The organism is Pseudarthrobacter leeuwenhoeki, from assembly GCF_055412885.1.
Genome location: NZ_JBVAYY010000009.1, coordinates 203,848 through 217,312, shown reverse-complemented (window position 1 = coordinate 217,312; position 13,465 = coordinate 203,848). Strand labels below are relative to the sequence as shown.

Here is a 13,465-nt window from a genome sequence, read left to right as displayed (position 1 = left end):
CCCCCGCACCCGCCGCGCCCCCCGCACCCGCCGCGCCCCCCGCACCCGCCGCGCCCGCCGCGGTGGTGCCGGCGTCGGCCGGCACCGCGCTGATGCCCCTGGGCGTTCCCGGAGCGTGGTCGCGGACGTTCAGCGATGACTTCAACGGAACCACCCTCGACACCAGCAAGTGGTCGAGTTCCTGGTTCGGCGGCGGCACCATGAACAAGGTCAAGACTGACCCGGCCAACGTCTCCGTCGGCGGCGGAAACCTCTCGCTGAAACTTTCGGACGCCGGCACCGGCAGCCTCGTATCGTCAAACCCGAAAGACGCCGCCACCACCGGCTACGAGTTCCGGACCGGCTACACCGAGGCCCGCATCTCCTTCCCCGGCAACGGCACGGTGCTGCACAACTGGCCGGCCTGGTGGACCACCGGACAGTCCTGGCCGGCAACCGGCGAGAACGACATCGCCGAAGTTCTCCAGGGAAAGCTGACGTCCAACTACCACTCAGGCTCCGGAACCCACAACCACGGCACCATTGCCGGCAACTGGGGGAACGGGTACCACACCTACGGCCTGTGGCGGAAGGGAAACCTCTCCGAGGTCTACGTCGACGGGGTCAAGGTCAAGTCCTTCCCCACCGACGACGGCAACGCCCCCCAGTACCTCGTGCTGAACGTCGGCAAGGCGAGCGCCAGCACCGCGTACGGCCCGGCCTCCGAGATGAAGGTCGACTACGTCAGGGCCTGGCAGTAACAGGGAGCCCTCCTGAATGACCGGGAGCCCGCCTGGCAGCAGGCGGGTTCCCGCACCCCCTTGCCCTTCCATGGAGCGTCCGTAATTCTTGGGAAATGGGCCGGCGCGACCGAAGCTTGTCAGCCCGCGAGCGGGCGAGCCGGTCTGCCCTGCCCGGCGCCACCGGACGGATTGTCTGGGGTCCGGTGATCGGCTTCGGGCTCGTCAGCCTGGCCGCCGACGTCGTCTCCGACGGCGCCCGGCCGCTGGCGGGTCCCCTGCTCGCCCAGCTGGGCGCCTCCGCGCTTCTCGTGGGCGTCGTCACGGGCGGCGCCGAAGCTGCGGCCCAGGGGCTTCGGCTGGTGTTCGGACCGTGGGCGGACCGGACCCGCAAGTACTGGACATTCACGCTGGCGGGATACGCGCTGACGGCGGTCTGTGTGCCCCTGCTGGCCGTGGTGCCCTGGGCGGGAGAATCCGGGCTGCTTCTGGCTGCAGTGCTGATCATCGGGGACAGGGTCGGCAAAGCCGTGCGCAGCCCGGCAAAGACCGTGTTGTTGGCCGCGGCCGCCAAACCCGTCGGCCGCGGCCGCGGCTTCGCCGTCCACAAGTCCCTCGACCTTCTCGGAGCCCTGCTGGGGCCGGTCCTCGTCGCCGCGGTACTCGCGGCCACCGGAAACCTGTCCGCTTCCTTCGCGGTGCTGTCCGTTCCGGCTGCGGCGGCCATGCTCCTGTTGTTCCGGCTGCGCCGCCCGGTGCCGGATCCCGGCACCGGGCGGCCGCCGTCGCCCGAAGCCGGCGCAGGCCCGCCGCCCGTCGAACCGGAGTCCCCGGGTGCGGCCGGCCGTCCGGCGTCGTTGTTCACCGGGAGTTTTGCCCTGTTCGCTGTCGCCGCTTTCTTCTGGAGCGCCGGGCTGGTCGCCTTTGGCGTCATTTCGTTCCACCTCACGACGGCGGCGGCCGTTCCGGTGGCGGTGACCGCGCTGCTGTACGCAGGCGCGATGGCGGCGGCGGCCCTGGGCGCCCTCGCCAGCGGCGTCACCTACGACCGATCCGGCGGCCGGGTCCTCCTTGCGCTTCCCCTGCTGACCGCTGCCGTACCGGTGCTGGCCCTGTCACCGGAAATCGCGCTGGCGTTCTGTGGTGTGCTCGTCTGGGGCACCGCCCTGGGCATCCAGGACTCGACCGTCAAGGCGCTGGTCGCGGATCTGGTCTTCGAACCGCGCCAGGGCACGGCCTACGGCGTCTTCGCCGCTTTCGAAGGGGCCGGGGCGTTGGCCGGAGGGGTACTGTACGGCGCACTCTATGACACCCGTCCGCTGTTGATTGCGGCCGTGGCGGTCCTGCAGTTGATCGCGCTCGGAGTGATGATTATGGCGCTCCGCCGGACGGGCAAGCCCTAGCGTCAGCCATCGTGCCGGGATCCGGCGTCGTTCCCCACCCGCGCGGGCCGCACTTCCGCTCGCGGCCCGCGGGCCCGAAGGACGAGCTTGCGGAGCTCATCGAACCACAACACAATCGAAGCCATCGCAACGCAGACGGCCCAGTGGCCTGCGTCCAGGGACGCGGTCCCGAAGGCCCGCTGCAGGAACGGCAACTCGACGACCGCCACCTGAAGCACCGTCGCCAGCAGCACCGACCCCCAGAGCCACTTGTTCACGAAGAGCCGGCGGAAGGCCGACGTCGTCTCCGAACGGGAGTTGAAGGCGTTGAACAGCTGGGCGAACACGAGGGTGGTGAAGCCGGCGGTCCGTGCGACGTCAAGCGAGTCACTGCCGCCAGGGACCAGCCCGCCGGGGAGGAAGATATCGATGGTCAGCAGGGACACAACGCCCATGACCAGGCCGATGCTCAGGATACCCAGCCACATGCGCGTGCCGATGATCCGGTCGCCGCGCTGGCGGGGCCGGCGCGCCATGACGTCGTCAATTTCCGGGTCAACGCCCATCGCCAGCGCGGGGCCGGAGTCTGTCACGAGATTGATCCACAGGATCTGCGTGGCCAGCAACGGCACCGCGACTTCACCGGGGCTCGCTCCGGCCAGGCCCATGGCGCCGGCGAACACGACGCCAAGGAAAACCGTGAACACCTCACCCATGTTCGAGGACAGCAGGTAGCGCAGGAATTTTTCAATGTTCTCGAAGATGACCCGGCCCTGGCGCACCGCAGAGACGATGGTGGCGAAGTTGTCGTCGCCGAGGATCATGTTCGAGGCCTCTTTGGTGACCTCAGTGCCCGTGACCCCCATGGCGATGCCGATGTCCGCGGTTTTCAGCGCCGGCGCATCATTGACGCCGTCCCCGGTCATCGCCACCACGTTGCCCTGCGCCTGCAGGGAGGTGATGATCTGCAGTTTGTTCTGCGGTGCCACCCGCGCATACACCGAGCTGTTCCGGGTGAGCGCGCGCAGCCCGTCCTCGTCCAGTGCGTCCAGCTCCGCGCCCGTAACCGCCCGCTCCCCCGGTTTGGCGATCCCGAGGTCGCCGGCGATCCGTGCCGCGCTGAGCGGGTGGTCCCCGGTGATCATCACGACGCGGATGCCCGCCCGCCGCGCCTCGGCCACCGCGGAGGCCGCTTCCGCCCGGGGCGGGTCCAGGATTCCGACGACGCCGATGTACACCAGTGTGCTCTCGTCCTCCTCGTCGAGGACGTCCGTTTCGTGACGGTCCGCTTCGGTGTATTGGCGGTAGGCCACGCCGAGCGTGCGGAAGGCCTGGGAGGAGAGCTCCTCGACGTCGGCCAGCGCCCGGGCGCGGCGGTCCGCGTCCATCGGAATAATCTCTCCGCCGAGCTGAAGTCCGGTGCAGCGTTCCAGCAGGACGTCCGGGGCGCCCTTGGTGACGAGGGACAGGGTGCCGCCCTCCCGGTGGTGGGCCAGCGCGGACATCAGCTTCCGCTCGGAGGTGAAGGGGATCTCGCCCTGCCGGTCGAACTCCCCGGTCCGGTCTGTGACCCCTTCCAGCTTCCGGGCAGCGACGAGGAACGCCGCTTCCGTCGGGTCGCCCTGGATCTCCCATTCGCCGCCGTTCTCCCGCAGCTGGGCGTTGTTGGCGAAAGAGCCCCCGGCCAGCACCATGCGTGCTTCCCGGAGCAGGGCCGGATCACGAACTTCGTGGCCGTTGTGGAGCACACCGCCCTCCGGCCGGTACCCGACACCGGTGAGCTCGACCTGGCCGGAGGCGGTGGTGATCCTGCAGATGGTCATCTCGTTGCGGGTGAGCGTTCCGGTCTTGTCCGAGGCGATGACCGAGGCGGAGCCGAGGGTTTCCACCGAGTGCAGCTCCTTGACCACGGCGTTGCGTTTGGCCATGTTCTGGACGCCGATGGCGAGCACCACCGACAGGATGGCGGGCAGGCCCTCCGGTACGGCGGCCACCGCGAGCGAGACCCCCAGCAGCAGGACGGTGACGAGCCCGCTCAGCGTGGACACCCCGTTGACGATGATGATCGTGGCCATCACAACGACGGCGATCGCGATCACCGTGATGCCGAGCATCTTGCTGACGCCCGCGATTTCGCGCTGCAGCGGGGTCGGGGCGTCCTCAGCGGCCGCCAGCATTCCCGCAATCGCACCGACCTCGGTGTCCATCGCGGTTCCGGTCACCACCGCGCGGCCCACGCCCTGTGCCACGGCTGTTCCCTTGTAGACCATGTTCAGACGGTCGCCGAGGGGGACGTCGCCGCCGAGGACCCGGGGGTCCTTGAACACGGGCGAGCTTTCTCCGGTGAGCGAGGACTCGGCGATGCCCAGGGAACTTGCCGTAATCAGCCGGGCGTCGGCACCGACGGAATCCCCCTCGTTGAGGACCAGGATGTCACCGCGCACCAGCTCCGAGGACGGCACCGTTTTCAGTTGGCCGTCCCGCAGCACCGAGGAGTTCGCTGCCGTCATCAGCCGCAGCGCCGCGACGGCGCTCTCGGCCTTGTTTTCCTGGACGAAGCCGAGCACGCCGTTGAACAGGACCACGGCCCCGATCACGAACGCGTCAACCGGCACGCCGGAGGCGCCTTCCACCGCCCACGCAAAGACCGAGATGGCGATGGCCACGAGCAGCAGGTAGATCAGCGGGTCCTGGAACTGCCGTACGATCTTTCGCCACAGCGGCACCGGGGGTGCGGAACGGAGTTCGTTGGCGCCGTAGAGTCCCAGGCGCCGGGCCGCCTCCTCCGAGTCCAGACCAGTCTCCGGGCTGACGTCAAGGGTGTGCAGGGCCTCAGAGGCCCGGCGGAGGTGCCACGGGAGGGCGCCGTCAGTGGCACCCGCCGCGTCGCCGGAGGGCGGGCGGGGAAGACTGTGCGGCGTGTTGCCGGGACTGACGCCGCGTGCTGGTCCGCTCACGGGGCCCAGACGGATGTGGCGCCGGAATGGCCGGTGATGATGCTCTGGTAGATGAAGAAGGCTCCGGCTGCCGCCGCGGCAACCAGCAGTGCAATCCGGACGGCGCGGTTGGTCCGCAGGCTCCCCAGGAAGGCGAAACGCCGCCCGATGGGCTCATGGCTCGCTACCAGCGTCGCCGCGACAACCATGAAGAACACCACAGAAACGGCCTTGAGCACGTCTCCCTGTTCCGCATGCTCCCGGATCAAAGCCGACGAGGGGCGGGCCGCCTCCAGCTGTTCGCCCGCCTCCGCCGTAATGAGGGACAACGGAACCAGGCCCAGGGACAGCACTCCGAGCGGCCAGGCCAGGTAGCCGCGCCAGCGGGGCGCCGCGGCGTAGGCGATTGCGCCGAGACCGGCGATCGGAGCCAGCACGACGACGGCGTGGATGAGCAGGATGTGGGCCGGGAGCCCCGCAATTTCGATCATGTGTGCCCTTATCGGTCAGAACTGCCCGGTGGTGACGGCATTGCCGGGGACGGGCTTCTATGATTCTTGCATGGGAGAGCAGGGGCTGGCAGACGTCGCGGCACTGCTCTATGCCCTCCCGTTCGACGATTTTGTCGCCGCACGGGCAGCCGCAGCCAAGGACGCTGCTGCCGCCAAAGAGCAGCGGTCCCTCGCCGCAGAGGTCCGGTCCCTGCCCAAACCGTCCGTGGCGGCGTGGACGGTGAACATGCTCGCTGCCCGGCGGCCGGAAACCCTCCGGGAACTCGCCGGACTGGGAACGTCGATGCGCGCCGCGCAATCCTCCCTCAACGCTCTGGAACTCCGCCGGCTGGGACACGAACGGCGCCAGCTCCCGCCGGCGCTGCCGCCGGGGAAACCCGGCAACATGAGCAGGAGCTGGCCGAGTCGACGGCCCTGGCCGCAGCACTCGCCGACGCGGTGGACACGCTGCGGGAACAACTCGCGGCGCGCGAGCAGGAGCTCAAAGCCGTCAGGAAACGGCGCGAACTGGCCGCTGCCCGGGCGCAGCAGGCAGCCCGGGCAGCGGCCAAGGCGCGGCGCACCGAGGACCTTGCCCGGGAACGGGTGCTGCGGGTCGGCAACACACCGGACTGATGCCCGGAAAGTGTCGGAGGCCGGCGCCACACTTAAGGCATGGAAACCAACCAGTACTTTGAAGTCACGTACCTGGACACGGACTGCGGCCGCATCCGAGCCGAGACCTTCGACGACGTTTCCGACGCCGAACGCTTCGCCAGCCGCCGGGTGGCCGACGAGCACGGCTGGGTCATTATTGACGCGGTGCCGGTTCAGGAAGGCCGGAAGGCCGCCTAGGCGGGATCCGCAGGTCGCCGGGCAGCGGAAAGGGCCCCCACCCGGTACGGGTGAAGGCCCCCAGCGCTGGTCGGGGCGCCGGCCGGCTGTGCGGCCGGGGTGGCCTAGGCGAAGTCGGAGACTGCCGGGTCCGGGCCGATGCGGCCCGCGCCCTCGGCCGAGTTGTCCATGCCGTTGATGGCCTGCACATCGGTCTCGTCCAGGCTGACATTCAGCGCGGCATAGTTCTCGCGGATGCGGGATTCGGTCACGGACTTGGGGATAACAACGTTGCCGATGGCCAGGTGCCATGCGATGACAACCTGCGCCGGAGTGGCGTCATGCTTGGCCGCGATCTGGCCTATGACCGCGCTCTCCAGCAGTTCGCCGCCCTGACCCAGCGGCGACCATGCCTGGGTGAGGATGCCCTTGGAGGCGTTGAATTCACGCAGCTTGGCCTGGTTGAAGAAGGGGTGCAGTTCGACCTGGTTGATGGCCGGCACGACGCCGGTCTCGTCGATCAGGCGCTGCAGGCCTTCCTTGGTGAAGTTGGAGACGCCGATCGTCTTGACGCGGCCCTGCTTCTGCAGCTCGATGAGAGCCTTCCAGGTGTCAACGTACTTGTCCTGCTTGGGCTGCATCCAGTGGATCAGGTACATGTCCAGCGTCTCCAGGCCCAGGCGCTCCATGGATTCCTCGAAGGCCTTCAGAGTGGATTCATATCCCTGGTCGGCGTTCCACACCTTGGTGGTGATGAAGATTTCCTCGGGCTTGAGGCCCGAGCGCGCGATCGCCCGGCCCACCCCTGCCTCATTGCCATAGATCTTGGCGGTGTCGATGTGGCGGAAGCCTGCCTCGAAGGCCTGGACAACCACCTTCTCGGCGACGTCGTCTTCAACCTGCCACACTCCGTAGCCAAGCTGGGGAATGGTGTTGCCGTCATTGAAAGTCAGTACCGGTGAAAAAGTCATCCAGCTATCCTGCCAACGTCCCCGCGATACCGCCAGCGTAAAGGGCGCGGCTAAGCTAGGCGCTTAACCGGGAATTCCGGCCTGGCAAGGGCCAGTTTTCGACGCCTCAGTCAGTGCCGGCCGCCTCTGCAAGCCGGCGTTCGGCGTCGTTGACCTGTTCCAGCACCGATTCGGCGCGGCGCCGGACCGACTCTGCACCGGCCGGGACGGAGCCGACGGCAAGCCGGAGCATCGCGGCCGCTTCGGCCGTGGTGGCCAGCGAGTTGCCGGCCGTGGACAAAGCCCGGTGGACTCCGCCCAGGCTTCCGGGAATGTCGAGTCCTTCGCTGGGCGAACGCCGCTGCGCCTCCACGCAGATCTGCCGGACCCGCCCGGAGAGCGCCGTGAGTTCGTTGGCGATCTCCAGGAGATCGGCATAGAGGGCATCGTCCTCCACCCCCGCGAGGATTTGGTGATAGCGGTCGAGGCCGCGGGTGAAGCGGTCATGGGCGCGGCGCCAGAGGCCTTTGCCGAGTTCGGCGTCGTCTTTCCGCCCCTGCCGGGCGGCGCTGAAGAATCCCAAAGGTGCCTTACAGGTACTGTCCGGGACCGTGGTCCGGGGCCGCTGGGACGGCAGGCTGCGAGTGATCCGCTCCTGGACTGGCTTCCGCCGCGCGCTGGGGCTCCCCGTTTTTGCCGATCACCACACCGGGCGCAATCACAGTTCCGGGCGGCAGCTGGCGGAGCTGAGCCTGCGCCACGGCGTGTTCCCGCGCGGCATGCTGGGCTGCAAGGGCGGTCTGGATGCCGTGGAAGAGGCCCTCCAGCCAGCCGACCAGCTGGGCCTGGGCTATCCGCAGTTCCGCGTCCGAGGGGGTTCCGTCCTCGGGGAAGGGAAGGGTGATCCGTTCCAGCTCCTCGGCCAGTTCCGGCGCGAGGCCGTCTTCCAGTTCCTTGATGGAACGTTCATGGATCTCTGCCAGCCGGACCCGCGCCGCGTCGTCGAGAGGGGCGGACTTCACTTCGTCCAGGAGCTGCTTCATCATGGTGCCGATCCGCATCACCTTCGCGGGTTCGTCAACCAGGTCCTGGAGCTGGCTGGACTTGGGGCGTGCCCCGGCCGGCGCCGGAGGCGCGACAGCTTGTCCCTGCCCCCGCGGTCCCCCTGGCTGTCCGGACTGTCCGGGCTCTGGAGGGTGGTCCCTGGCCGCCTTTCCGTCGCCGCCGGCTGGCCGGGGGTCCAGGGCGGCGCCCTCAAGGGGGGACCCGCCGCGGGGCTGAGTGTCGTGTGGATCGCTCATGGCTTCATACTCTCATGAGCCTGCTGCCGCGGCGCGGGCCAGCCGCAGGGCCACACCCCAAGGCGCACCAAACAGCGCACCAGACGGCGCACCAAACAGCTGAGGGCGCCGCCGGGCACGAATGTGCCCCGCGGCGCCCTCAGGAGGCAACGCCGATCAGCCGGAACCGGTCAGCAGCACCGGCCCTGCGGGTTGGCGTCCTGCCGGTCCGTCTGGTCCCGCCAGAACTCCCGCTCGGTCATCGGCTGGGAGCCATGGCCGGCTTCGGCATGGTGTGCCAGGTACTTCGTGTACGCGTCCGCGCCCATGACACCGCCCAGGTACCGGGTGAATCCCCGAAAGCCTGCAACTACAGCGTTCATCTGTGCCTCCGCATTAATGGTGGGCGGCCTTCTCGACCCGTTTGTCCGCCGGCAGTTGGTTCCACCGGGCCATGAGCTCCCGCTCGGACTCCGTGGGAGCCGGACCGGCCGGGGCGAAGACCCTGGACGGCAGCGCCGGATCCTCGTTGCTGGTGGTGGGCAGGCCGGCCTTGGCGTTGCGGAACGCCTTGGACGTGGCAATCAGCGCCGTCGTGATGACGATGATGCTGAGCACCACGAAGATGACCGAGAGCCAGCCCTGGATCGCGGTGTTGCGGACCACGGCTTCCATGGCCGCGACGGTCTTGGCCGTGCCGAAGGAGGTCTTGCCCTCCTCGAGTGCCTTGGAGAACGCGGCGTTGTTGGCGAAGTAGCCAACTGCCGGCGTCGAAGAGAAGATCTTCTGGTAGCTGGCCGTGATGGTCACGACGGCTGCGAAGGCCAGCGGGAGCGCCACGATCCAAATGAACTTGAAGGAGCCCTTTTTCGCAGCGATCGCGAGGCAGACGGACAACGCGATGGCGGCCAGCAGCTGGTTGGCGATGCCGAACAGCGGGAAGAGCGTATTGATGCCGCCCAGCGGGTCCGTAACGCCCATCAGCAGCACGGCGCCCCAGGCGCCGACCATAACGGCGGTGGCGAGCCAGGCACCGGGACGCCAGGAGTGCTCCTTGAACTTCGGAATGAAGTTGCCGATCGAGTCCTGCAGCATGAACCGGGCAACGCGCGTGCCGGCGTCGACCGCGGTGAGGATGAACAGCGCCTCAAACATAATGGCGAAGTGGTACCAGAAGCTCATCATGGCGGTGCCGCCGATGAACTGCTGCATGATGTGGGCAAGGCCCACGGCCAGCGTCGGGGCGCCGCCGGTGCGGGAGACGATGCTTTCCTCGCCGACGTTGGCGGCCGTCTCGGCGAGCATGTTGGGGCTGATGTTCACGCCGGACAGTCCCAGACTGTTGACCCAGGCGGCCGCGGTTTCCACGGTGCCGCCGGTGAGGGCTGCCGGGGAGTTCATCGCGAAGTAGAGCCCGCGGTCAATGGAGATCGCTGCGACGAGGGCCATGATGGCCACGAAGGACTCCATCAGCATGCCGCCGTACCCGATGTAGCGAGTCTGGCGTTCCTTTTCGATCAGCTTCGGCGTGGTGCCGGAGGCGATCAGGGCGTGGAACCCCGAGAGCGCACCGCAGGCGATGGTGACGAAGAGGAACGGGAACAGGGCGCCCGGGAAGACGGGACCGTTGTCGCGGCTGGCGAATTCACTGAAGGCCGGGACGGAGATTTCCGGGCGGACCACGATGACGGCCAAGGCCAGCATCACGATGACACCGATCTTCATAAAGGTGGACAGGTAGTCACGCGGCGCCAGGAGGAGCCAGACCGGCAGGATCGCGGCGATGAAGCCGTAGATGATGAGGGCCCAGGCGAGGGTGACCTTGTCCAGTGTGAAGAGTGTGTCGCCCCATTCGGTCGCGGCAACGACGCCGCCGCCGATGATGGCGGCCATGAGCAGCACGAAGCCGATCAGCGAGACTTCCATGATCTTGCCGGGGCGGATGAAGCGCAGGTAGACGCCCATGAAGAGGGCGATCGGGATGGTCATGCCGACGGAGAAGACCCCCCACGGGCTCTCGGCCAGGGCGTTGACGACGACGAGGGCCAGGATGGCGACGATGATCACCATGATCAGCAGGGTGGCGATCAGCGCGGCGGTACCGCCGATGACGCCGAGCTCCTCGCGGGCCATCTGGCCCAGGGAGCGTCCGCCGCGGCGCATGGAGAAGAACATCACGACGTAGTCCTGGACTGCTCCGGCGAACACCACGCCGATGATGATCCAGATGGTGCCCGGGAGGTAGCCCATCTGGGCCGCGAGGATCGGGCCTACGAGGGGGCCGGCGCCGGCGATGGCGGCGAAGTGGTGGCCGAACAGGACGTTGCGGTCCGTCCGGACGTAGTCCTTGCCGTCGGCCTTGTACTCTGCGGGGGTGGCCCGGCGGTCGTTTGGCTTGAGCAGGTAGCGCTCGATGACCTTGGAGTAGAAGCGGTAGCCGATCAGGTACGTACTCACTGCTGCGAACACGAACCAGATGGCGTTGACCGTTTCACCGCGGACAATCGCGAGCATGAACCATGCCACGGCGCCCAGCAGGGAGATTGCCACCCAGAGCGCGATCTTGGCCGGCGTCCATTTGCGCTCTTCGGCCTCGCGCAGGGACTCGTCCACGGCAGTGGGCGGCAGCGTCGGATCGGGCGTTATGCCGTCGTCGACGAGTAAGTTTTTTGGCGTGCTATCAGGCATTGTGCCCATGTCTCCTCCTTGAGAAACCCCAACCAGGCCAATCCACTCGACAGATGTGCCCCAAGGCACCCTACCAACGACGGCGATTCTTGGGTATGGGTTTGCGCCAGCGGTTCCGCAGAGGCGGTGAACGGTTGGGCCGCCGCGACGAACGGCCGGGTTGTTACCGCCGGGTGTTACCCGCGGGTAGCCGCCGTACCGGCGGGCGTCAGGCGGACGGACCGGCCAGCTGCATGAGCCGGGCCTCGCAGAGGTCAAGCCAGCGCACCTCGGCCTCGGTCTGGAAGATGAGTGAATCCAGCACCAGCAGCCGGGCGGTGTCCGCGGACCGGTCCTGGGATGCCGTATCGCGCCGGGCCCTGGTGTAGTCCTGCAGGGCCCGGACCGACACGGCGCGCTGGGCCTGGATGGCTGCGCCGACGTCGACGCCGGGAAGCGTCAACCCGAGGGCGAGCTTGATGGCCAGTTCGTTCCGGGGAGGGTTGGTCCGCGGAACCGGGGTGGTGAACCAGGCGCGTACTTCAGTGCGCCCCTCGGGGGTGATGGTGTAGACAACGTGGCCTTCGCCGTCGGCACCGTCCTTGCGGACAAGGCCGTCGCGCTCCAGGCGGTCAAGGGTGGTGTAGACCTGCCCGATGTTCAGGGGCCAGGAGGATCCGGTGCGTTCCTCGAATTCGATCCGCAGCTGGTAGCCATAGCGTGGCCGGTCCTGCAGGAGGGCGAGGATGCTGTGACGGATGGACATGATGCTCCCGGAGGATAGCGGGACGACAGCATACACGCGCCCCAAGACGCGTGTATACCGCGTATGGAATTACATTACAGTCATTCGTAATGCAGGGAAACTTCGGGATATGCCAGAACTGGAATATCTACATGAGCAGCAGGATCTTTCCCACATGGTCGCCGGAGTCGAAGTACCGGTGCGCGGCAACGACCTGCTCCAGCGGGAAGGTCTTTGCCACCAGCGGCCGGATCCGGCCGTCGGTCAGCAGCGGCCAGACAGCGTCGCGGACAGCATCCATGATCACGGTCTTCTCCTCCACGGGCCGGGGGCGCAGCGCCGTGGCAATAATCGCAGCACGCTTGCCCAGCAGCTTGCCCAGGTCCAGTTCACCCTTGGCTCCGCCCTGCAGCCCGATGACCACCAGCCGCCCGTAGTCCGCCAGCGCATCCACGTTCTGCGTCAGGTACTTGGCCCCGACGACGTCGAGGATGACATCCGCGCCCTTGCCTCCGTTCTGCGCACGCAGGCTCTCCGGGAAGTCCTCCTCGGCGTAGTTGATGGCGATGTCGGCACCAAGGAAGGCCTTGGCGGTGCTGACCTTCTCTGCGGTGCCCGCGGTGGTGGCGACCACGGCTCCGAAGGCCTTCGCGAGCTGGATGGCCATCGTGCCGATGCCCCCGGTTGCCCCGTGGATGAGGACGGTCTCGCCGGGCTGCAGCTGCGCCGTCATGATCAGGTTGGAGTAGACCGTCGCCGCCACTTCCGGCAGGGCTGCGGCGGTGACGAGGTCGATGCCGTCAGGGACCCTCAGTACCTGCCCGGCCGGAACGGCCACCTGCTGGGCGTAGCCGCCGCCGGCCAGCAGGGCGACGACCTTGTCCCCCACGGAGAACGGCTTGGCGACGGCCGGCCCAAAGCCGGCGATCCGGCCCGAGACTTCAAGCCCCGGAATGTCCGAGGCCCCGGGCGGGGGCGGGTAGTGGCCTTTGCGCTGCTGGACGTCGGCGCGGTTGAGACCCGCGGCGACGACGTCGATCAGCACCTCCCCGGCGCCGGGCACCGGGGAGGGAACCTCGCGGACCACCAGGGCCTCGGGTCCGCCCGGCTCCGAAATGTAAACAGCCTTCATGGAGAACTCCCGATTCCTAACTCAACTGGCTGCAGCTTCTTGCAGGGATGCGCCTGCGGCACACCACATCCGAAGCGCCCTCTTCCAGAGTAGGCGGAGGAGTTGCCGCCGTCCGCGAGCGCAACCGCGTTTTTTGTTGCTGCCGACTGCCTATGAAACACTACTCGTTAGGGAAGGTTGTCCGAGCGGCCGATGGAGCTGGTCTTGAAAACCAGTGTGCGGTGACCCCGTACCAAGAGTTCGAATCTCTTACCTTCCGCAAACAATGCCCCTGGTTCCCCTCTGATGGCGGAACCGGGGGCATTTTTGTGCGCCGGGCCGGCGGGAAC

At 67.8% G+C, this 13,465-nt stretch carries 13 protein-coding genes and 1 tRNA gene; 5 read left to right on the top strand and 9 right to left on the bottom strand.

Annotated features, from left to right (window positions below; all coding sequences use genetic code 11):
* The coding region (locus ACZYX4_RS10440) for a glycoside hydrolase family 16 protein (protein ID WP_463875561.1) at positions 1 to 740 on the top strand (740 nt) is incomplete at its 5' end.
* A 95-nt stretch (positions 741 to 835) separates the two neighbouring features.
* Positions 836 to 2,122, top strand: coding sequence for an MFS transporter (locus ACZYX4_RS10435; protein ID WP_463875559.1), 1,287 nt, complete (start codon positions 836 to 838; stop codon positions 2,120 to 2,122).
* A 2-nt stretch (positions 2,123 to 2,124) separates the two neighbouring features.
* Here ACZYX4_RS10435 and ACZYX4_RS10430 read toward each other — a convergent pair whose 3' ends face one another.
* Entirely contained in the window at positions 2,125 to 5,058 is a 2,934-nt protein-coding gene (locus tag ACZYX4_RS10430) for a cation-translocating P-type ATPase (protein ID WP_463875557.1), read from the bottom strand.
* A complete protein-coding gene (locus ACZYX4_RS10425) occupies positions 5,055 to 5,528 on the bottom strand; it encodes a hypothetical protein (RefSeq protein WP_463875555.1) in 474 nt (157 codons plus the stop codon). The genes ACZYX4_RS10430 and ACZYX4_RS10425 overlap by 4 nt, the downstream gene beginning before the upstream one ends.
* Positions 5,529 to 5,987: 459 nt before the next feature.
* Here ACZYX4_RS10425 and ACZYX4_RS10420 point away from each other — a divergent pair, with 459 nt between their 5' ends.
* A complete protein-coding gene (locus ACZYX4_RS10420; RefSeq protein ID WP_463875553.1) occupies positions 5,988 to 6,164 on the top strand; it encodes a hypothetical protein in 177 nt (58 codons plus the stop codon).
* A gap of 39 nt (positions 6,165 to 6,203) precedes the next feature.
* Entirely contained in the window at positions 6,204 to 6,383 is a 180-nt protein-coding gene (locus tag ACZYX4_RS10415; protein ID WP_463875551.1) for a hypothetical protein, read from the top strand.
* Between the two features lie 104 nt (positions 6,384 to 6,487).
* Here the strand turns inward: ACZYX4_RS10415 and ACZYX4_RS10410 are convergent, their stop codons facing one another.
* From ACZYX4_RS10410 to ACZYX4_RS10380, 7 genes are all read right to left on the bottom strand, one after another.
* The gene (locus tag ACZYX4_RS10410) at positions 6,488 to 7,333 is read right to left on the bottom strand and encodes an aldo/keto reductase (RefSeq protein WP_463875549.1); all 846 of its coding nucleotides are present in this window, start codon (positions 7,331 to 7,333) and stop codon (positions 6,488 to 6,490) included.
* Positions 7,334 to 7,439: 106 nt separating this feature from the next.
* Positions 7,440 to 7,895, bottom strand: a complete 456-nt coding sequence (locus ACZYX4_RS10405) for a hypothetical protein (RefSeq protein ID WP_463875547.1) — start codon at positions 7,893 to 7,895, stop codon at positions 7,440 to 7,442.
* A gap of 7 nt (positions 7,896 to 7,902) precedes the next feature.
* A complete protein-coding gene (locus ACZYX4_RS10400; RefSeq protein ID WP_463875545.1) occupies positions 7,903 to 8,613 on the bottom strand; it encodes a bacterial proteasome activator family protein in 711 nt (236 codons plus the stop codon).
* Positions 8,614 to 8,783: 170 nt separating this feature from the next.
* A complete protein-coding gene (locus ACZYX4_RS10395) occupies positions 8,784 to 8,975 on the bottom strand; it encodes a YbdD/YjiX family protein (protein WP_463875543.1) in 192 nt (63 codons plus the stop codon).
* A 13-nt stretch (positions 8,976 to 8,988) separates the two neighbouring features.
* Entirely contained in the window at positions 8,989 to 11,289 is a 2,301-nt protein-coding gene (locus ACZYX4_RS10390; RefSeq protein ID WP_463875541.1) for a carbon starvation CstA family protein, read from the bottom strand.
* A 199-nt stretch (positions 11,290 to 11,488) separates the two neighbouring features.
* Positions 11,489 to 12,025, bottom strand: coding sequence for a PadR family transcriptional regulator (locus tag ACZYX4_RS10385; RefSeq protein WP_463875539.1), 537 nt, complete (start codon positions 12,023 to 12,025; stop codon positions 11,489 to 11,491).
* Positions 12,026 to 12,152: 127 nt separating this feature from the next.
* Positions 12,153 to 13,136: an NAD(P)H-quinone oxidoreductase gene (locus tag ACZYX4_RS10380; protein WP_463875537.1), complete on the bottom strand. Its 984-nt coding sequence runs from the start codon at positions 13,134 to 13,136 to the stop codon at positions 12,153 to 12,155.
* Between the two features lie 171 nt (positions 13,137 to 13,307).
* Between ACZYX4_RS10380 and ACZYX4_RS10375 the strand changes: the two genes are divergently transcribed.
* Positions 13,308 to 13,395, top strand: a tRNA-Ser gene (locus tag ACZYX4_RS10375).
* The last annotated feature ends 70 nt before the right edge of the window (positions 13,396 to 13,465 follow it).